The organism is Acholeplasma equifetale ATCC 29724 (assembly GCF_000687735.1).
Classification (GTDB): domain Bacteria; phylum Bacillota_I; class Bacilli_A; order Acholeplasmatales; family Acholeplasmataceae; genus Acholeplasma; species Acholeplasma equifetale.
Map to the genome: position 1 here is coordinate 32,773 of NZ_JHXL01000007.1, position 21,281 is coordinate 54,053.

23 protein-coding genes are annotated in these 21,281 nt (G+C 30.1%); 8 read left to right on the top strand and 15 right to left on the bottom strand.

Annotated features, from left to right (window positions below; translation table 11 throughout):
* Window positions 1-8: 8 nt before the first annotated feature.
* Genes T434_RS06985 through T434_RS0104370 form a run of 5 tightly spaced genes read right to left on the bottom strand, consistent with a single transcriptional unit; the run spans window position 9 to window position 3,357 of the window.
* Complete coding sequence (locus T434_RS06985; RefSeq protein WP_084301087.1) at window positions 9-287, bottom strand: YutD-like domain-containing protein; 279 nt, start codon at window positions 285-287, stop codon at window positions 9-11.
* A gap of 9 nt (window positions 288-296) precedes the next feature.
* On the bottom strand, window positions 297-812 hold the full coding sequence (locus T434_RS0104355; protein WP_026400058.1) for a 5-formyltetrahydrofolate cyclo-ligase: 516 nt from the start codon (window positions 810-812) through the stop codon (window positions 297-299).
* Window positions 812-2,395: a diguanylate cyclase domain-containing protein gene (locus tag T434_RS0104360; RefSeq protein ID WP_026400059.1), complete on the bottom strand. Its 1,584-nt coding sequence runs from the start codon at window positions 2,393-2,395 to the stop codon at window positions 812-814. Before T434_RS0104360 ends, T434_RS0104355 begins: the two co-directional genes overlap by 1 nt.
* 16 nt (window positions 2,396-2,411) lie before the next feature.
* Window positions 2,412-2,591, bottom strand: coding sequence for a hypothetical protein (locus tag T434_RS0104365; protein ID WP_026400060.1), 180 nt, complete (start codon window positions 2,589-2,591; stop codon window positions 2,412-2,414).
* Between the two features lie 13 nt (window positions 2,592-2,604).
* Window positions 2,605-3,357 (bottom strand): diadenylate cyclase, encoded by a 753-nt coding sequence (locus tag T434_RS0104370; protein ID WP_245588322.1) that lies wholly within the window; start codon window positions 3,355-3,357, stop codon window positions 2,605-2,607.
* Between the two features lie 135 nt (window positions 3,358-3,492).
* Between T434_RS0104370 and hflX the strand changes: the two genes are divergently transcribed.
* Complete coding sequence (hflX, locus tag T434_RS06990) at window positions 3,493-4,740, top strand: GTPase HflX (protein WP_035358382.1); 1,248 nt, start codon at window positions 3,493-3,495, stop codon at window positions 4,738-4,740.
* Between the two features lie 28 nt (window positions 4,741-4,768).
* On the opposite strand, the gene dusB is transcribed toward hflX, so the two are convergent.
* Window positions 4,769-5,749, bottom strand: coding sequence for a tRNA dihydrouridine synthase DusB (gene dusB, locus T434_RS0104380; protein ID WP_026400062.1), 981 nt, complete (start codon window positions 5,747-5,749; stop codon window positions 4,769-4,771).
* Window positions 5,750-5,809: 60 nt separating this feature from the next.
* On the opposite strand from dusB, the gene hslO reads away from it, so the two are divergent.
* Window positions 5,810-6,697, top strand: a complete 888-nt coding sequence (gene hslO, locus T434_RS0104385; protein WP_026400063.1) for an Hsp33 family molecular chaperone HslO — start codon at window positions 5,810-5,812, stop codon at window positions 6,695-6,697.
* 13 nt (window positions 6,698-6,710) lie between these two features.
* Here hslO and T434_RS0104390 read toward each other — a convergent pair whose 3' ends face one another.
* Complete coding sequence (locus T434_RS0104390) at window positions 6,711-7,271, bottom strand: Maf family protein (protein ID WP_035358384.1); 561 nt, start codon at window positions 7,269-7,271, stop codon at window positions 6,711-6,713.
* A gap of 62 nt (window positions 7,272-7,333) precedes the next feature.
* On the opposite strand from T434_RS0104390, the gene tilS reads away from it, so the two are divergent.
* Genes tilS through T434_RS07515 form a run of 6 tightly spaced genes read left to right on the top strand, consistent with a single transcriptional unit; the run spans window position 7,334 to window position 14,268 of the window.
* Window positions 7,334-8,563: a tRNA lysidine(34) synthetase TilS gene (gene tilS, locus T434_RS0104395; protein ID WP_162150730.1), complete on the top strand. Its 1,230-nt coding sequence runs from the start codon at window positions 7,334-7,336 to the stop codon at window positions 8,561-8,563.
* The gene (gene hpt, locus T434_RS0104400) at window positions 8,553-9,092 is read left to right on the top strand and encodes a hypoxanthine phosphoribosyltransferase (RefSeq protein WP_026400066.1); all 540 of its coding nucleotides are present in this window, start codon (window positions 8,553-8,555) and stop codon (window positions 9,090-9,092) included. The genes tilS and hpt overlap by 11 nt, the downstream gene beginning before the upstream one ends.
* 15 nt (window positions 9,093-9,107) lie before the next feature.
* Window positions 9,108-11,069 carry an ATP-dependent zinc metalloprotease FtsH gene (ftsH, locus tag T434_RS0104405; protein ID WP_210997118.1) on the top strand — a complete coding sequence of 654 codons (1,962 nt, stop codon included), beginning with the start codon at window positions 9,108-9,110 and terminating at the stop codon, window positions 11,067-11,069.
* On the top strand, window positions 11,059-11,307 hold the full coding sequence (locus tag T434_RS07695) for an RNA-binding S4 domain-containing protein (RefSeq protein WP_162150731.1): 249 nt from the start codon (window positions 11,059-11,061) through the stop codon (window positions 11,305-11,307). Before ftsH ends, T434_RS07695 begins: the two co-directional genes overlap by 11 nt.
* A gap of 54 nt (window positions 11,308-11,361) precedes the next feature.
* On the top strand, window positions 11,362-12,846 hold the full coding sequence (lysS, locus tag T434_RS0104410) for a lysine--tRNA ligase (RefSeq protein ID WP_026400068.1): 1,485 nt from the start codon (window positions 11,362-11,364) through the stop codon (window positions 12,844-12,846).
* Between the two features lie 27 nt (window positions 12,847-12,873).
* On the top strand, window positions 12,874-14,268 hold the full coding sequence (locus T434_RS07515; RefSeq protein ID WP_051614410.1) for an InlB B-repeat-containing protein: 1,395 nt from the start codon (window positions 12,874-12,876) through the stop codon (window positions 14,266-14,268).
* A gap of 11 nt (window positions 14,269-14,279) precedes the next feature.
* On the opposite strand, the gene T434_RS0104420 is transcribed toward T434_RS07515, so the two are convergent.
* The 8 genes from T434_RS0104420 to dnaX form a co-directional block, all read right to left on the bottom strand.
* Window positions 14,280-14,756: a hypothetical protein gene (locus T434_RS0104420; RefSeq protein WP_026400069.1), complete on the bottom strand. Its 477-nt coding sequence runs from the start codon at window positions 14,754-14,756 to the stop codon at window positions 14,280-14,282.
* Between the two features lie 45 nt (window positions 14,757-14,801).
* The gene (locus T434_RS0104425; protein WP_026400070.1) at window positions 14,802-15,353 is read right to left on the bottom strand and encodes a hypothetical protein; all 552 of its coding nucleotides are present in this window, start codon (window positions 15,351-15,353) and stop codon (window positions 14,802-14,804) included.
* A gap of 31 nt (window positions 15,354-15,384) precedes the next feature.
* Entirely contained in the window at window positions 15,385-16,248 is an 864-nt protein-coding gene (gene fba / locus T434_RS0104430) for a class II fructose-1,6-bisphosphate aldolase (protein ID WP_026400071.1), read from the bottom strand.
* A gap of 90 nt (window positions 16,249-16,338) precedes the next feature.
* On the bottom strand, window positions 16,339-17,937 hold the full coding sequence (locus T434_RS0104435) for a CTP synthase (RefSeq protein WP_156934095.1): 1,599 nt from the start codon (window positions 17,935-17,937) through the stop codon (window positions 16,339-16,341).
* A 127-nt stretch (window positions 17,938-18,064) separates the two neighbouring features.
* A complete protein-coding gene (rpoE, locus tag T434_RS0104440) occupies window positions 18,065-18,628 on the bottom strand; it encodes a DNA-directed RNA polymerase subunit delta (protein WP_026400073.1) in 564 nt (187 codons plus the stop codon).
* Between the two features lie 81 nt (window positions 18,629-18,709).
* Complete coding sequence (recR, locus tag T434_RS0104445; RefSeq protein ID WP_026400074.1) at window positions 18,710-19,297, bottom strand: recombination mediator RecR; 588 nt, start codon at window positions 19,295-19,297, stop codon at window positions 18,710-18,712.
* The gene (locus tag T434_RS0104450) at window positions 19,297-19,587 is read right to left on the bottom strand and encodes a YbaB/EbfC family nucleoid-associated protein (RefSeq protein ID WP_026400075.1); all 291 of its coding nucleotides are present in this window, start codon (window positions 19,585-19,587) and stop codon (window positions 19,297-19,299) included. Before T434_RS0104450 ends, recR begins: the two co-directional genes overlap by 1 nt.
* Before the next feature lie 6 nt (window positions 19,588-19,593).
* Entirely contained in the window at window positions 19,594-21,264 is a 1,671-nt protein-coding gene (gene dnaX / locus T434_RS0104455; protein WP_026400076.1) for a DNA polymerase III subunit gamma/tau, read from the bottom strand.
* Window positions 21,265-21,281: the final 17 nt, after the last annotated feature.

Below are 21,281 nucleotides of genomic sequence, written 5' to 3' on the forward strand. Positions count from 1 at the left end.
TCATTATACTAAACATTTTCTTTTTTAACTCGTTTTAAAACGAAAAACGGACAATTAACTGCACATGATTCATTAATATAGTCAGGAATTTTTTTATATCCATTAGGACTTTTCGGATCTTGAGAAAATCCTTTAAGTCTTAAAATATCTCCTGATATATCACCAACAATATAAGTATATCGATCAAAAGCTACATCAACATATTTTTCAATAAACTTTTGTATATCAAATGCGTCACGGTAATTTTTAATAATTTCAAATTGTCCAAACTCTGTTTCAATAATCATAAGGTCCTCCTATCCCATTAAAAATTTATCTAATGGAATATCTAAATCACTTAGTGTAAACTCAATAATTTCATCTTCTAAATGAACACCTACTTTAATACCTTGGTTATACTTATTAAAGTATCTATCATAATACCCTTTACCAAAACCTAGACGATAGTTTTTGTAACTTGCAAGTGAAGGTACTAAGTAATATTCAATTTTGTGTGAAACATCTAAATCACTTATCGGCTCATGAATTTGATAAGGTCCTATATTAAAACCTTTGGTTTTATCATATGACACAAATATCATATCATGACCAATAATTTTCGGAAATCCAAATACTTTATCTGGATATAAATTTATAAGATTTAACAAATTTATCTCAATATACATTGGATAATATATACCAATATATGTTGAATTTAAAAATTCTAAATCTTTTGATAAAGCTTCTATAATTTTTGTTTCTGCCTTTTTTAATCTTCCATAATTATTTTTTCTTTTTTCGATAATTAATTTACGAATATCTGCTTTGTCCATTACTTAATATCCTTAAAGTAACAACCTTGCCCTTTATATTTAGGATGGTTTGCAGTTTTTAATGCTAGCATTGCATTTTGGTATAAATCTTCTGCATTGATTGCATCATCATACATTTGTGCAATACCAATTTTAACTTCTAAATCTACAGATAATGAACCATATTGAAGATTCATATTTAAATAATCTTCATCAGATTTAATACCTGAATGTAAAATACTCATTTTTCTTTGATCAGTTATCGTAAATGCAAAATCTAATCCTGATAAACGATAAATATCTGAACTTTCTGAAATAAATGATTCTTTCATTTTAGCTACATATTGTGCCATAACCATGTTTCCGACACTTCTACCGTGTTCTTCATTAATTTGTGGAATATTTTTTAATGAGAAAATAGCTAATTGGAAAGGTCTTTTACTTTTGATTAGTGTTTGAATATCAGGAATTAAATAGTTTTCATCTTTAATATTATCTAAAACATCAATATTTGTTTTTCTAAAGTGTCGTTGTTGCATTGGTGAAATGAGCCCCATAATTACTGATGATGATTTATCTTCAAATAATCTTTTACCCTTTTCTTTAACCCAAATATATTGACCATCAACTAATAATCTATAACTTGTTTTATATGTATCTTTTGTTTGAGTTAAACCAGAAATGGTTTGAAGATATTTTTTTAAATCATCTTTATCCATTAATTCTCTAAAGTCACTTAAATTCATCGTTTGACTTGGAAGATGTAATGCTTCTAATAAAACATCATTAACCCAAATTTCTTTTTGATCGAGATCAATATAAAATAATCCTTCATCTGTTAATTCAAGTGTTGCAATAAATTTATGTCTAATTGATTCAAGTTCATTGTCAGTTGTTTTCAACTCTTTTTCAATAGCCATTAATTCTTCTTCACTGCGTTTTTCACCGACAACCATAAATCCTTTATATCTTCCTAATACAAAGATTGGTTGAATATTTAAATGAAGAATAACTGCATCGCCTCTAAAATTATTAAATTGTAATTCTAATTCTCTATGATCGTTTGAACTTACTTCTTTTTTATATTCAATAAAAAATTTTTCAACTGTTCTATCATTCGCATCTTCATTATTCATTTTTGTAAAACGAATTTTTGATTGAAAAACTGAAAACATTTTTTTACCAATAACATCATCTTTATCTAAGTTAAGTTCTCTTAAAAGCGATGAACTCATATCTTTAATACGTTCTCTTTGATCAATAACAAAGTAAACATTCCATTTTGAATTTTTAATACCTTTAATGATGAGTTGATATTGACTACCATTAACTAATGCTAATCTAAACGTTTGATAGAGGGTTAATAAGAATACTGCATAATTTAGATATGTATAAATAATGTAATATAACAAGTAATTTTCATTAACTAAAATATATGTTTCATATAAAAATAAGCATACAACAAAAACCGAAAGATTTAAAAAGGAAAAAGTTAATCTATTTTTTAACACCTTTTCCTTAAGTATACTTTCAGTAATAACTAATACAATGATGAATATTGCAATAATGATACCAAATATTGGGTGTTGAGAAACATCTTGCATAGTTTGAACCTCATTTTTATAAATATGGAACAATATATTTAATTACTACAAATGTTAATGCGATAACGAAAGCTAAAACATAAACTAACCATTTATGTCTATCAAAGATACCAACTATTTTGCCTGAAAAATTTCTAGAACCAAAGAAACGTACAGGTTCAATCAAAAGTGTAATGATTTCTTTAAATATATTCATTGATTGATCCTCCTTATTTCATGAATAATGATAAATACTCATTTAAAGCATTTTCATCTTTCATTTTTGTCATAACGCCGTTAATTGCGATACTAATACTACCTGTTTCTTCAGATACAATAACTGTTAAAGAGTCTGTGATTTCAGAAATACCTAATGCTGCACGGTGTCTTGATCCTGTTGTTTTTTCAAAGTTTTCGTTAGAAGTTAATACATAATAAGCACCTGCACACAAAATTTTATCGCCACGAACAATAACTGCACCATCATGAAGTGGCGTATTTGGTGTAAAAATATTAATTAATAACTCATGACTAACATCGGCATTAAGCATAATAGCTCGTTCTGAATATTGGTCAAGTGTATTAAACTTTTCAATAGTAATTAATCCACCAATTTTATTTTTAGAAAGTAATGTCACCGCTTTAATGATTTCATTTTTTGTACGATCACTACCCATCATTACAGCACTTGACTTCGCTGTTTCTTTCCATAATGATTCTAATGTTAAACGAATATCAGGAGCACCAATAATAATCATGAAAAATAAAAATACCCATGGTGCCATCATATATATATCTTTAGATATTGGTAACTCAAGTGTACTTGAAAGCCATAAAATAGCTAAAAGGAATAAGTAAAAAATAAACATAGAAAACATGCGTTTGTTATGTAAAACAAATCTTAAAATGAGTAGTACCAAAATGAATATTAAATAAAAATCAAGTAACATCCAAAATGATAATCCTTGTGCCCAATTTGGCATAGCGCCACCACCTTATGTTAATTAAATACTATTTTTAAGTTTACTTAAATTATATCATGATATTTATCATAGCATAAATATAATTTAATAACTATGATATAATCACATATAGATTCTAAAAAGGATAAAAATTTTATGAATGAAACAACACGTGCAATTTTAGTTGCATTGAACTATAAAACAGATTTAAATCTTACAAAGATTTCAATTGAAGAACTTAAAGGATTGGCACATGCAAACCGCATTAAAGTTGTTGATACCGTTATACAATCAAGTGATCGAATTGATCCTCGTTTTTATATTGGTTCAGGAAAAGTTAACGAAATTAAGCGATCTGTTGAAATATTAAATATTGATGTTGTTATATTTGATGATACACTATCTCCTGCTCAAATTAGAAATTTAGAGTCTGTTTTAGAAACTCAAATTATTGACCGTTCATTTTTAATTTTACAAATTTTTGCAGAACGTGCAAAAACACGTCAAGCAATGCTAGAGGTTTCATTAGCTCAAAAATTATATTTACTACCTAGATTAATTGGAATGAGTAAATCATTATCACGTCAAGGTGGTGGTTCTTTCAATGCAAAAGGGCCCGGTGAAACAAAGTTAGAACTTGATAGACGTAAAATACATGAGGAAATCTCTCAAATTAAGGCTGAATTAAAAGAAATCAAAAAGACGTTAGAAATCAATCGTAAACAACGTATTGAAAATGAAATACCCGTGGTTGCATTAGTAGGATATACGAATGCAGGAAAAAGCTCTTTAATGAACTATTTTAGTGAACATTATGCCCAAGATAAAACATTAGTCTTTGAAGAAAATATGTTGTTTGCTACATTAGATACAAAAGCAAAACGCATTAAAATAAACAACTATCCACCTTTTATCTTAATTGATACCGTAGGTTTTATTTCCAAACTTCCACCTGAATTAATTAATTCTTTTGAATCTACCTTATCAGACATTCAATCTGCTCAACTTATATTACATGTTATTGATGGATTAAATCCTACAGAATTAGAAATTCAATTAACTCAACAAATCTTAAAAAATCTAGGTATTTTAGATACACCAAGAGTATTGGTTGTAACCAAACGCGATTTAAGATTATATCCACCAATCCTTAAAGATGATTACTTATATGTATCAAGTAAAACGGGTGAAGGTATGGAAGAACTTATTCAATCAATTTTTTCAAATATTTATAAAGATTCAAGAATCTATAAATTTATAATTCCTTTCCAAGATATGCGTATATTTGATGAAATTAAAAACGATATTACTGTTCTTGATATGAATTATGTTGAAAATGGTTTAGAATTAAGAGCATTAATTCCACAAGCAATTGTTCGTAGAATAGAAAAATATTTTAAATAAAAATACTCTCAATTTTGAGAGTATTTGTTTATTTTTTTATCATTTCATCAAAATACTTATTAACGTGCATTAGAAATGCTTCTTTTGTTTCAATACGTGATAGTTCTTTTCTAACTTCACTTGCATTAGTTAATCCTTTTAAATACCAAGGACCATGACTACGCATTTCTAAACATGCAATATGTTCCCCCTTGATGCGTACTAAATCTAAAAAGTGACGAATCATTAAGTCTCTTACTTCAGTAACTTTTCTTTCTGGAATTGGTTCATTATTTAAATATGCATTAATTTCTCTAAATATCCATGGGTTACCTAATGCTGCACGTCCAATAACTACAGCATCACATCCTGTGTATTCTAACATTCTTTTAGCACTCGGACCATCAACAACATTTCCATTACCAAATACAGGAATAGATACTGCTTCTTTAACCGCTTTGATAATATCTAAATCAGGTTCTCCACTATAACCTTGTGCGCGTGTTCTAGCATGTATTGTAATAGCTTTAGCACCTGCTTTTTCTGCCATTTTTGCTACTTCAACAGCATTAATTGATTTATCATCCCAACCAGAACGAATTTTTACTGTGACTGGTTTAGACACTTTTTCGCTGATTGCTTTGACGATATCATATATTTTTTGTGGATCTTTCATTAAGGCCGCACCAGCTTGTGCAGAAATTGCAACTTTTGGTACAGGGCATCCCATATTAATATCAATAAAGTCACAATTTGAATTTTTATCAATAAACATTGCTGCTTCAACCATGGTTTCTAAATCACTACCAAAGATCTGTTGTGCACATGGTTTTTCTTCTTCTGTCATGTATAATAATTCTAGTGTCTTTTTATTTTGATGAAAGATACCTTTATCAGATACCATTTCTGCATAAACAACGCCAGCACCGTATTCTCTTGCTAATAAGCGAAATGGAGAATTGGAAACTCCAGCCATTGGTGCTAAGATTAATTTATTTTTTATTTCGTAATTTCCTAATTTAAAACTCATTTATATTCACCTTTGAGTATTTTATCACAAAATTCAATTATAATAATGTAGAGGTGCACAATGAAAGATTATAGTGTTATTGGTTTAGCATACAATAAAGAAATAAGAATATATACATCAGTATCAACACATCTTGTAAATGAGGCTCAAAAAATTCATCAATCACATCCTACAGCTACTGCTGCTTTTGGTCGTTTTTTAACTCAAAGCGCAATGATGAGTTTAATGTATAAAGATGGTGAACGATTGACTTTAAAAATCGAAGGTGATGGACCTATTGGATCAATGACCGTTGAAGCTATCAATGGAATTGTTCGTGGATTTATGTTAAATCCATATGTTTACATTAAATATGAAGACGGTCCTAAAAAAGGAAAACTTAATGTAGGTGCTGCAGTAGGTAGAGGATTTATTTATGTAACCCGTGATTGGAAAGGCAATTATTTTACATCATCGAGCCCACTTCAATCTGGTGAAATCGGTGATGATTTCACTTACTATTATGCCGTAAGTGAACAAACACCATCTGCTGTTGGATTAGGCGTTTTAGTCGATCGAGATTCAAGCGTTAAAGTAAGTGGTGGATTTATTGTTCAAGTATTACCAAATGCAAGTCAAGAAACTATCGAAAAAGTAGAAAAAATAATACAGAATACACCTTCTGTTACGGATTTGTTACTCAAACTTCAAACACCTGAAAAAATGTTAAGTTATTTAGCTGATGGTACAGAAAATATTTTAGAAAAACATGAAATTAAATATGAATGTACTTGTAATAAAGATAAATTTAGAAAATCTCTAATGACGTTAAATATTCAGTCATTAGAAGAAATACTAAATGAAGATAAAAAAGCTCATATCACGTGTAATTTTTGTAAAAAAGAATATACATTTGATGAAAATGAATTAAAAAAAATGCTTAAAGAAAAAAGAGAAATCAATGAATAAGATTTCTCTTTTTCTATAGTGGATATTTTTTTAATCTTTCAATAACTTCTTTTAGTGGTAAACCCATAATCGTATGGAAATCACCCTTAAACCCTTTAATAAAGTCATTAACAACACTTTGAATTGCATATGCCCCTGCTTTATCCATTGGTTCTTTAGTTGAAATATATGCATAAATTTCTTCATCAGTAATGTCATTAAATATGACATAAGAAGTTGATATAAAGTTTTCAATTTTTCCTTTATAAACAATTGATACTGCGGTATGCACTTCATGTGTTCGATTTGATAATTTTTTTAACATGCGATAAGCATCTTCTTCATCTTTTGGCTTTCCTAAAATTTCATTGTCGATAACTACAATTGTATCTGCTGTTAATATAACATGATCCTTATAATTTTCATAAATTGATAGGGCTTTTTGTTTCGCCATTTCTGAAACATACTCTTTTGGATCATATGCACTTTTATCAATTGAATCTTCATCAAAGTTTGGTTTGATAGTTAAAAAATCAATACCAGCACTCTCTAATAATTCTTTTCTTCTTGGTGACGTCGAACCTAAAATTAACATCTTTAAATACCCTTCTTTAGTGATATAATATTATATAGTATATATAATTTGGAGGTTTTATCTTGATTTCTTTAAACCTTGATAAGAAACAACGATATATTGTGTCAGTTAGTGGTGGCGTTGACTCCATGGTTTTAATGCACCTTATGCTAAAAAAATATAATATTGTTGTTGTTCACTTTGATCATCAAGTAAGAGTTGACAGTTATAAAGATAATGAACTCATCCAAAATTATATTAAGAATTTTAATATACCGTATCATTATATCAAATTATCTATAAAAAATGGTAATTTTCAGGAGAAAGCAAGAAACGAAAGATATCATCATTTAAAAGAAATCGCAGATCAATATAACACACCTTATATTGTCACAGCACATCATTTAGACGACCTCGCAGAAACTATTTTAATGAAGTTGGCTCGAGGTTCAAACCTTTATGGATATGCAGGATTCAAAGAAATAACATATGTTGATAATTATATTATCTTAAGACCTTTAATTCATTATGAAAAAAACGACCTTATCAATTATGCAAATCAACATAATATCCCATATTTAAATGATTCTTCTAATTTTAAAAAAGATTATTTTAGAAATAGAATTCGTTTAGAAGTTTTACCATTAATTAAGCGTGAAGGTTATCATCTTCAAAAGTTTTTAGACTATTCAAATCAAGTATCTCAAGCTTTTGATTATATACGTCTAGAAACTAAAAAATTTCTAAATGATTCTTCTGTTTTTTCACTTCATTCATTTAAAAATTTACATAAAGCTATTCAGTTTGATATTATTGCTTATCTTCTTGAAAGTATTCATGTTGAATTATCTCAAAAAAAACTTGATTTCATTCATAAATCATTATTAAATGATCATAAACCAAATATTGATATTAAACTTTCTAATCGCTATATTTTAAGAAAAACTTATGATGACATATATATTGTTGAAAATAAGCAAGAAAGTAAACCAAAATTGCCTATTCTCAATATTTCACACAAAAAGGTAAGCGATTCCATGAATAGTGTTGAGATATGTTATAATAAATTAGATTTTCCATTACAAATAAGACACCGTAAACCAGGTGATGTATTACATTTTACCTTTGGTAAGAAAAAACTTAAAAGTTATCTTATTGATAAAAAGATTCCTTTACATCAACGAAATCAGTTATGGATAGTTACTGATCAAAACGATACCATTCTTTGGATACCTGGATTATATAAAAATGAGACTTTAGGAAATCAAGAAAAACTCTATATATCCATAAAGGAGTCTAAGTATGCACAATGACATTAAAGAAATTTTATTAAGCGAAGACGAAATTGCAACAATCACGAGACAAATGGGTGCAGAAATTACTAAAGATTATAAAGATAAAAAGCCCTTAGTTATCGGATTACTCAAAGGTTGTATTCCATTTATGAGTGCACTACTAAATCGAATTGACACACACGTTGAAATTGCATATATGGCTGTTTCAAGTTATAAAGGCGGTATTCGATCAAGTGGTGATTTGAAAATTACATATGATTTAGAAATTCCTGTAAAGGATCGTGATATTTTAATTATTGAAGATATCGTTGATACAGGATTAACCTTATCTACTGTGATTCAATTGCTTTATCATCGTGGCGCAAAAAGTGTTAAAATTGCAACCATGCTTGATAAACCTTTAGGTAGAAAAGTAGATTTAAAACCTGATTATATTGGAAAAACCATACCAAAAGTATTTGTTGTTGGTTTTGGATTAGATTATCAAGAATTATATAGAAACTTACCATACGTTGGTATTTTAAAGCCAACAATTTATGAAAAATAGGAAGGGTTAGAACATATGACACAAAAAAATCCAAAAAAATCTCCATTCCGTACTGATTATCTCGTCATTTTCTTAATCATACTTGGTGCAATTGGTTTATACTTCTTCTTCATGGAGATGCAACCAGGGCCTAAAACAATTACTGAAGATGAATTAATCATTTTAGTTGAAAATGGTGATGTAACATCCATTCAAGTTGAGTATGTCGGTGGTGACAACTTTAACTTATGGAAAATAACAGGACGTTATGCTGAAGGTAAAACCCCTAGTGGTTATACAGGTTATGAATTATATATTTATGGTGATCGACTTGATTTAATTTATGACGCTGTTAGTGTTTATAATTCAAATCATGTAGATACACCAATTAATTTACAATTTATTCCACACGTTACTGTCGACATATGGAGTATTATTTCAACAATCTTATTAGTTGCAGTTCCAATTGTGTTTGTTGTTATACTTTATAGAAGTATGGCTTCACAAAACAATCGTGCACAAGACTTCACCAAAAACCGTGCAAGATTATCTCGTGGTAAAACTGTTAAGTTTGCTGATGTAGCAGGTGCCGATGAAGAAAAAGCTGAAATGACTGAACTTATTGATTTCTTAAAAAATCCTAAGAAATATGCTGAAATGGGCGCTAGAGTTCCAAAAGGTGTTTTATTAGTTGGTTCTCCTGGTACTGGTAAAACTTTACTTGCAAAAGCTGTTGCAGGTGAAGCTGATGTTCCGTTCTTCTCTATTTCTGGTTCTGACTTTGTTGAACTTTATGTTGGGGTTGGTGCTTCTCGTGTTCGTGATTTATTTAGAGTCGCTAAAGAAAATGCCCCATGTATTATTTTCATCGATGAAATCGATGCTGTTGGTCGTCAAAGAGGTGCTGGTTTAGGTGGCGGTAACGATGAACGTGAACAAACACTTAACCAATTATTAGTTGAAATGGATGGATTCAATCCAAACTTAGGTATTATCATTATTGCTGCTACAAACCGTCCTGACGTTTTAGACCCAGCATTATTAAGACCCGGTCGTTTTGATAGACAAATTACAATGCAAGTTCCTGACCAAAAATCTCGTGAAGCAATTCTTAAAGTTCATGCTAGAACTAAAAAGTTAGATCCATCAATTAAACTAAGTGAGATTGCTGCACGTATTCCAGGATTCACTGGTGCCGATATTGAAAACTTATTAAACGAAGCCGCATTACTTGCTGCTCGTGAAGGAAGAACTGTTATTACTTCTCAAGATATTGATGAAGCTGCTGACCGTGTAACAATGGGTCCTGCTAAGAAGAGTCGTAAATATACACCAAAAGAAAAAGAAATGATTGCATATCACGAGGCTGGGCATGCTGTCATTGGTGTTAAAGTTCAACATGCTACAATTGTTCAAAAAGTTACAATTATTCCTCGTGGTCAATATGGTGGTTATGCCTTACATATGCCAGTTGAAGAAAAATTCACTCGTTCAAAGAAAGAGTTACTAGCTTCTATTACAAGTTCATTAGGTGGACGCGTTGCTGAAGAAATCATGTTTGATGATGTATCAACAGGTGCATATGGTGACTTCCAACAAGCAACTAAGATTGCTCGTTCTATGGTTACTGAATATGGTATGAGTGATTTAGGTCCTATTCAATACGAATCCAATCAAGGTTCAGTATTCTTAGGTCGTGACTACTTGAAAGAAAAGAATTTCTCTGATGCTGTTGCATTAGAAATTGATAAAGAAGTTCGTAAAATTATCACTGAATGCTATGAAGAAGCTAAACGTGTTATTTTAGAAAATAAAGATTTACTTGACAATATCGCTAAATATTTAATGGCTGTCGAAACATTAACAAAAACTGATATTGAAGAAATCGTCTCAACTGGTAAATTAAGCTGGTGGGATAATCGTGAAAAAGAAAACAATCATAAAGAAAAATTAGAAAATTTAGAAACAGAAACAAAGGATCAAAACATTGAGAATTGATAAATTCTTAAAAGTATCTCGAATAATTAAAAGACGTACGGTTGCTAAAGAGGTTGCAGATTTAAACCGTATATACATAAACGGTCAACTTGCAAAACCTAGCAAACATGTTAATATTGGTGATCTTATCGAACTTCACTTAGGTTTAAAAGTTATTCAAATTAAAGTAATATCACTTATACCTAGCAAAGATACTTTGATGTATGAATTAATATCTGAAGAAAAACGATCTTTATGATCGTTTTTTATAGTATTTTATATTATAATGATTAAGAAAGAGGAGGAAGTTATCATGTTTCCTGAAGATTTAAATGAACAACAACGTATACGTAGAGAAAAAGCTGAAGAACTTAGAAAATTAGGCATTGACCCTTTTGGTCATAAATACAATCGTACACATGATGCTTTAACAATTCATAGCACTTATGGTGATAAAACTAAAGAGGAATTAGAAGCATTACATGTCCATGTATCCGTCGCTGGACGTATCATGTTAAAGCGTGAACAAGGTAAAGCTGGCTTCATGCATATCCAAGATCGTGATGGTCGTATTCAAGTTTATGTTAGATTAGACCAAGTTGGTGAATTTGAATTTAGTTTATTTAAGAAAGCTGACCTTGGTGATATTGTTGGTATTGAAGGTTATTTATTTAGAACAAATACAAATGAATTAACTATTAAAGCGACTAAATATACACATTTAACCAAATCATTAACTCCACTTCCAGATAAATTCCATGGTCTTCAAGATGTTGAAGAAACACGTCGTCGTCGTTATGTTGACTTAATTGTTAATGAAGATTCTAGAAGAGTTGCAAAAACTAGACCACGTATTATTCGTGCCATCCAAAGATTCTTAGACAATCAAGGATTTATCGAAGTTGAAACACCAGTACTACAACCAATTTTAGGTGGGGCTGCCGCTCGTCCATTTATTACTCATCATAATGCATTAGATATGGACTTTTACCTTCGTATTGCAACCGAATTACCATTAAAACGATTATTAGTCGGGGGTCTTGAAAGGGTTTATGAAATTGGTCGTTTATTTAGAAACGAAGGTATCGACTCTCGTCATAACCCTGAATTCACAACTGTTGAAGCATACATGGCATATGGTGATGTCTATGACATGATGGATTTAGCAGAAAATTTATTTAAATATGTTGCAAATGAAGTTTTAGGTACAACACTTGTTCATTTTAATGGCGTTGATATCGACTTAAATAACTTCAAACGTGCTCATATGGTTGATTTAATTAAAGAAGCTTCTGGTGTTGACTTCTTCCAACATTACACACTTGAAGAAGCTCAAAAACTTGCAAAAGAACATCAAGTTGAAATTGAAAAACATTATACATTAGGTCATATTATTGAAGCATTCTTTGAAAAATATGTTGAAGATACATTGGTTCAACCTACCATTGTTTATGGTCACCCATTAGAAATTTCACCACTTGCTAAGAAAAATGATAAAGACCCACGATTTACAGATAGATTTGAAATATTTATCATGGGTTCTGAATATGGAAATGCCTTTACTGAATTAAACGACCCAATTGATCAAAAAGAACGTTTCTTAGATCAATTACGTCAAAAAGAAAAAGGTAATGAAGAAGCTAATGAAATGGATATCGATTTCGTTGAAGCTTTAGAATATGGTATGCCTCCTGCTGGTGGTATTGGTGTTGGCATAGATAGATTAGTTATGCTTTTAACAAATACAACAAACATCAGAGATGTTATACTATTTCCACATGCTCGTAACAAATATTAAAAATTTATCCAATAGGGGAATTATAAAATGTTAAAAAAAGTATTTAGTATACTTTCATTAATATTAATCTTTACGATTGTTTCATGTCAGGTCAAAGATGATATTGATGATCCCGTTACACTTAAATTTCAACTTACATTTATGCTCGATGAAACTACAACATATAAAACATTTGAAGTTGAAATTGGCCAACCAATGATTTATCCTGAAGATCCTTCTTTAGATGATTATATATTTATAGGTTGGTATGCAAATTTAGAAGAATTTTCTGGGGATAAAGTTGTTCCTGAAGCATTAACACTATATGCTAAATTCCAACCTATCCAAACAACAATAGAGTATAAAGTTACATTTAAAGATGAAAATAACTCTACTTTATTAGAAACTGCTGTTTTAAAAGGTGATACCTTAAAAGATTATCTTCCTTCTACAACTAAACAACACTATCAATTTAAAGGTTGGTTTATTGATGAAGAATTAACAATTGGTGTTGATCCAAATAATTATGAAATCTTAGAAGATACAATTCTTTATGGTAAATGGGAAGCAAATGATTATATCGTAACTTTCTATAATGGTAATGCAATTTATGCAACAGTTCGTGTAACTTACCCTGAAGCTTTAGATTTACCGGATACTGATAGAGAAGGATATGAATTTGATGGTTGGTTTACTGATAGTGCTTTAACTAAACCATTTAATGCTTCAACAATAATAACTCAAAATACAGCTCTTTATGGTAAATGGACATACATAAGTGGTGGAGGCGGAATAAATCCGGGTGAATTTACTGGTTACTATGCATCATTAAGTGGATTATCAGGTAATGCGTTAGTCAATGCAGTTAAAGATTTAATTCGTTATACAGGTAAATCAACTGGTACAACTGCACAAGTTAAAAAGGTTGACTACTATAACGGCACCTATTATTTAATTTATGATGGTAATGGTGCTTATGGTAACCGTGAACACGTATGGCCTGAATCTAAACTTGGTTCTGTTAAAGATGATTTACACAATCTCCGTGCCGCTAACGTATCAACAAATAGTAAACGTAGTAACTATCCTTATACTGATGGAACCGGTACACAATGGCAATTAAAAAATAATGCCTTCTATCCAGGTTCAGAACACGTTGGAGACGTTGCAAGAATTGTACTATACATGTCTATTCGACAAAACTTAAGTTTAAATGCTGTTGGTAATTTAGATATGTTCTTACGTTGGCATTATCAAGATCCAGTGAATGATTTTGAAAGACATAGAAATAATGAAATCTATAAGATTCAACAAAATAGAAACCCATTCATTGATTATCCAGATTTAGTTTATACTGTCTTTGGATATCCAAGTAACTATGTATCATTTACTTATGAATCACCATATATCTTTACAAATACAGTTCAAACATACGTTGCATAAAAAAAGCGAGATTATTTCTCGCTTTTTTTGTTTTTTATCTCTTGAATTGGAATACCAAGTTTTGAATATTTTCCATAAAGAATAATATATGTCTTGTTTGGTTCTGTATTTTTTACATCAATTGAATATTCAATTCCAGTATTTATATCTTTAAATACTTGTCCACTGTATGTATAAATATTAACACCGTTTTTAACTTGTGAGCGTTTGTCATACTTAATAAATTTCGCTGTTATTTCGTTGATTTTATCCTTTTTAAAGGCTTTCAAATCAAATATGAGGAAAGTTATAAAGTAAACCGAATATGCCAAAATTAAGGCTGCAAATAGTATAACAACTATTTCAAAAATCATCATACCTATATCTTCTTTATTCATAATCATATCAAAAATTAAAAACCCTATCGTTACTAAAGAAACCGATAATAAAAGAAACATATATCTTAATTCTGATTTTAATCTTTGTTTTAAAACTTCTTTATAGTTCATAGTTCACCTCTAATTTAAAAAAAGGAATGAATTGCTTCATTCCTATTATATAATACCTAATTCATCTGCGATTTCTAAAAAGATTGTTTCAAGTGGATAAAAGTCTAATTTGTGTTTTTTAAATATTAATTGGCTTTCAATATCCAACTTTTCATAATACGAATCTTCAATCGGTTCGCCAGAAGATAATTTAGCTAATATTTCTTGTTCAAAATCTAAAAAGAATTGTAAACTTTTTGGGTCCACATTCTCAGCACTTAATAATTCATTTTCAAAATCAACTGTATTTAATAATAAATTAATTTCTTTTGAATTATCATTAAGTGCTTTGACATCTCCTTTATAGATATCCTTTAAAAGTGTGTCAATTTGTTTAATTTGATCATATACGTATTGAAATCCTGTTTCAAAGATTTGGTCTTCTTCTTCAGAATATGCCGGATCATCAATTAATTTATCATATAGAAAATCCAACACATTTAAAATTGTTTCAACACGTGAGTAGAGGGGTGAATTTAATGCCTTTAGATTTTCAAGTAATTCGTTATATTCAAGTTTCCAACCAGCATATTCGTGGTAGATAAGTTCATCTATCATTAAACTTCCCTCGCTTTCGAGTTTGGAATAATTAAGCTTTATTAACTGATCCAAACATTTCTAATTTTTCTTTAATAACTTCTTTCATAGCTTTATAGCCTGGTTCAAGAAGTTTTCTTGGGTCATAACCTTTGCTTTGTAAGTCTTTACCTTCTTCGATGTATTTTCTAGTAGCTGCAGCAAATGCTAATTGTAATTCAGTATTTACGTTAATTTTTGCAATACCTAAAGAAATAGCTTTCTTAATTTGGTCAGCAGGAATACCAGTACCACCATGTAATACTAGAGGAATTCCGTTTGTAACTTCAGCAACAGTTTTTAATACATCAAATCTTAATCCTGGCCAGTTTGCTGGATATTTACCATGGATATTACCAATACCTGCAGCAAATAGATCTACACCAGTTTCGGCAATGATGCGGCATTGTTCAGGATCTGCAACTTCACCTAAACCTACAACACCATCTTCTTCTCCACCAATTGAACCTACTTCAGCTTCAACTGATACGCCACATGCGTGTGCTACTGCAACAACTTCCTTAGTTTTCTTTAAGTTTTCATCGAATGGGAAGTGTGAACCATCAAACATAACTGATGTGAATCCAGCACGGATAGCACGGAATGCACCTTCATATGTACCATGGTCTAAATGAACAGCAACTGGAACAGTAATGTTCATAGCTTTGTCTAAAGTAGAAACCATAGCCATAACGTTTTCATAACCACCCATGTATTTAGCAGCACCTTCAGATACCCCTAAAATTACTGGTGATTTTAATTCTTGAACAGTTGATAAAACTGCTTTAATCCATTCAAGGTTATTAATATTGATTTGTGCAACAGCATAACCTTCAGCTCTTGCTTTTTGTAACATTTCTTTAGCAGAAACTAACATATTTTTTTCTCCTCACTTTTTTTAATGAATTCAGCCAATAGATATTATATATCTATTTTGATTTTTATACAAATAAATCGATGTATTTGTTTATATTTTGTGATTTTTAATAGATGCACCAATAAAATCTCTAAATAATGGGTGTGCTCTTAATGGTCTTGATAAAAATTCAGGATGATATTGAACCGCCACAAACCAAGGATGATTTCTATGTTCAATAATTTCCACTAATCCTTCTTTTTCGTTTATACCAGAAATCATTAATTCACTCTTATTAAATATATCTAAATATTCTAAATTAAATGCATAACGATGACGATGACGTTCTTTAATAATTTCCTCATTGTAAGCTTCATAAGCTTTTGATTTTTTATGAATTTTAAGTGGACTTAATCCTAATCTTAATGTCCCACCAAGGTTTGATTCTGTTTGGTGTAACTTAATGACTAAATCTTTAGCATTAGGATTAATTTCTTCGCTATCAGCATCTAAACCTAATACATTTTTACCATATTCAATTAATGCTAATTGCATACCATAACATATACCTAAAAATGGAACATTATGTTCTCTTGCATATTTTATAGCAAGCATTTTTCCTTGGGTCGCTCTTTCGCCAAAACCACCCGGGACAATAATACCATCTAAATCTTTAAATAATTTATCTTGATTTTCTATGGTTACTTTTTCAGCATTAATCCATTCAATATCAATTTTAACTTCATGATAGTATCCTGCGTGTCTTAAAGCTTCTGCAACAGATAAATAAGCATCGTGTAGAGAAACATATTTACCAACTAAACCAATTTTAATTTTATTTTTAAGATTAGCAATTTTATTTACTAATTTTTCCCAATCAGTAACGTCTGCTTCTTTTAAGTTTTCAATACCGAAGTGTTTAAGAATATAATCATCAATTTTCTGATCTCTTAAATTTAAAATTGCTCGATATAAAATGTCCACATCGATGGATTCAAAGACTCCTTCTTTTGGAACATCGCAAAACAAAGCGATTTTCTCTTTAACTTCATCTGTAATTTTAACCTCACTTCTTAATATGATGAGATCGGGTTGAATACCTAAACTTCTTAACTCTTTAACAGAGTGTTGAGTTGGTTTTGTTTTAATTTCAGTTGATGCACGCATATATGGAACTAATGTATTATGAATATAAAGTGTATTGTTATATCCAAAATCACGACGTGCTTGACGAATCGCTTCTAAATATGGAAGTGACTCAATATCACCAACAGTTCCACCAATTTCAGTAATGATGACATCCGCTTTCGAACTTTTTGCAGCATCAACTAACTTTTGTTTAATTTCATCTGTAATATGTGGAATGACTTGAACAGTTCTTCCTTTATATTCACCACGACGTTCTTTATTGAGCACACTTTGATAAATTTTACCTGTTGTTATAGATGAATCCTTAGAAAGATTAATGTCAATAAATCTTTCATAGTGCCCTAAATCAAGGTCAGTTTCTGCACCATCATCAGTGACAAAAACTTCTCCGTGTTGAAATGGACTCATTGTCCCTGGATCAACATTGATATATGGGTCGAATTTTTGAATAAATACTTTAAGTCCTCGACTTTTTAAAATTGTTCCTATGGCTGATGCTGAGATACCTTTACCTAAACTAGATACAACACCACCAGTAACAAAAATAAACTTTGTTGCCATATAAAAACTCCTTTTCATTAAATAATAAAGTCTCCCTTTGCAAGGAGACTTTTAGGTGTGCCCTCTTTTATTTTATCAAATGTATTATATACTTTCAACAAAATGAGAAAAAGAGGGAAAAACCCTCTTATGCATCATACATATCTTCGTAATCATCCATGATTGCGTTGTAATCGTCTTCATCATAATCATCGTCATCAAGATCAAGATCGATATTATCAACATCATCATCTTCATCAGTTGAATCTAGATCTAAGCCAACATCTACATAAGCTTTTTCTTCGATTTCTTCTTCATCTAGATCTTCTAATTCTTCATCTTCTAATTCTTCGTCTTCTAATTCTTCATCAAGATCTTCAATATCATCAAAGCTAAAGTCTGAGAAATCTTCTTCTACATCATCAAATCCGTCTTCACCTTCTTGGGTATAAAACTCAAATCCATCTTTATCCCAATATTCTAAATTACCCTCTTTGAGTGCCCATTTATCTTCACCAATATAAACGAATCTTCCGCTTAAAGTGATGTCCATATAGATATTTGTCATATCTTCAGCATTTTGAGGATCTAACCCTTTGATAATTGCAGTTTTCTCGATTAAATCGTAAATGGAGACTGGACCATTGCTTTCGCGAAGTATATCTTCAGCAATGTCTAGTAAGGACTTATCATTTAAATTTACACCAGTCATTTTATACCCTCCTAAAAAACCGTCTTTATTGTATACGAAAGTATCTTTAAATGCAACACTTTTATGCATTAAATGTGTTTTTTAATACTTTTGTCTATTTTCCACTGCCTTAATTAAGGTTAATTGGTCAGCATACTTTAATTCTGTACCAACCGGAAGTCCATATGCAAGACGGGTAATTGATATATTTTTATCTTTTAATATAGATTTTAAATATTGAGCTGTTAATTCACCTTCAACAGTACCATTAGTTGCAATAACTATCTCATGTACCATATTGAGTCTATTTTCTAATGTATCAATATTTAAATCTTTAGGTTCTATCCCTCTTGAAAAATCAATAAGTCCACCTAGGATATGATATAGTCCCTGATATGTATTGGTTTTTTCAATTGCATATACATCTTTTGAATCTTCAACAATCATCAATAATTCTTGATTGCGTTGTTTGTTTTGACAAATATCACATGTATCTTTATCTGTTAATAATCCACAGTTTTTACAATATTTTATTTGTTGTTTTAGACTCAAAAGGTTACTACCAAATAACATTAAATCATCATTATCCCAAGATGTTAAGTTTAATGCTAGTCGTTCTGCAGTTTTTTCACCAATACCCGGTAGCTTCTTTAGATTTTCAATTAAATCTAAAATGATTTTTGGGTACATTAGAAACCAAATCCACCTAAACCGGCTGAGAATTGTCCCATGGTTTCTTCTTGTTTTTTATCGATTTGAGCTAATGCATCATTAACCGCTAATAAAATTGAATCTTGTAATAATTCAATTTCATCTAATAAAGCCGGATCGATTTTAACATCAATAACTTGGCGAGTGCCTTGTACAATTACTGTAACACCTGATGCTTTACCAATAAATTCTGTTGCTTCTAACTCTTCTTGAGCTGCTTGAATTTGTTGTTGCATCTTTTTAATTTTATTTAACATATTTGGATTCATACGTCATTACTCCTCTACTTTTACAATATTTTTTCCAAAGTATTCTTCTGCAAATGAAACTAACGGATCTTCTTCGTTAACAACGGTTTCCTCTTCTTTTGTTTCATATAAATGAAGATCTCGTTCTTTTAATTTTGGTTTTGATATATTTCCATTAAGTTGTTCAATATATTCACTTTTGATTAATAACCAGTCCGGTTTAAGAACAACTGTATAATCTTTAATAAGTTCTTGTTTACGATTCAAAATTTGTAAGACTTTAGCTTTTGTTTCTTCTTTTAACATAGTCTTAGCGGTTAATATGTCATCATAAACTAATAACATTTTTGTATCTGTTGTAGCCTCTAAACTACCTTCATGTAGTAAGGTTGCAACAGCTTTTAAGTTGGGTATATCATAATCTTTAAGATTTGACCACCCTGATTTTAGTAAAGCTTTTTTCTCTTTATTACCATTATTTAGAATATCAACAACTTCTTTTACAGTAACTAACGCCTTACCAGACGGTTTAAATTCTTCTTTTTCTTGTTGTTTTGTTTCTATGAATTTTCCTTGAACTATATTTTTTTCTAAAGATTCTAATTTATGCTCAAGATTTTCTATTTTTAGATTCATATCAATTTTTTCAATTGATTCATGATTCATCATTTTAATTAGTGCTAATTCTAAATATGCTCGTTTTGATGTAGTATATTTTAAATCATTTTGTAGTTCATTTAAAATATTTAAATATGCATATATATATGGTATTTTAATTTGAACAGATTCAAAATTTTTACCTTGAGTTACTTTATCTAATAATATATCTCTTAAAGCATAAATCATATCAGCAACCATGCGCTGTATGTCTTTACCTTCTTTTAAAACTTCATGAATAAGTTCTAATGTTTTTTGAGGTTTTCTTTCAATAATTAAATTTAATAAATCAATAATAAATCGTCTAGATAAACCACCTGATATTTTATAAACGTCATCTTCTGTGATTTTACCATTAGCAAATGATAACGTTTGGTCTAAAAGACTTAATGCATCACGCATACCGCCTTCTGCAGTTGTTGCAATTGCGTGGATTGCTTGATCATCTATGTCTAAATTTTCTTTTTCTGCGATACGTTTAATATTACTTTTAATATCTTCTAAGTCAATATTTTTGAAATCAAATCTTTGGCAACGCGATAAAATCGTTGCAGGAATTTTATGTACTTCTGTTGTTGCCAATATAAAGACAACATACTTAGGTGGTTCTTCTAATGTTTTAAGCAATGCATTAAAAGCTGCTTGTGTAAGCATATGCACTTCATCGATAATATAAACCTTATATTTACCAACACTTGGCGCATATTTCACTTTTTCTCTTAAATCACGAATTTCATCAACACCATTATTACTTGCAGCATCAATTTCAATTATGTCTGGTACGTCACCGCGATCTATACCTTTACAAATATCACATTCGCCACAAGCCTCTTTGATTGGAGCTTTACGACAGTTTAACGTTTTTGCAACAATCTTAGCTATTGATGTCTTTCCTGTTCCTCTAGGGCCAGAAAATACATAAGCGTGAGCAAACTTTTCGTTTTCTAACGCATTTTGAAGCGTTTGTACAATAACTTTCTGGCCATAAACTTCACTAAAAGTTTTTGGTCGGTATGTACGATAAAGTGCCACATAACTCATAATTTTCCTCCCTAATT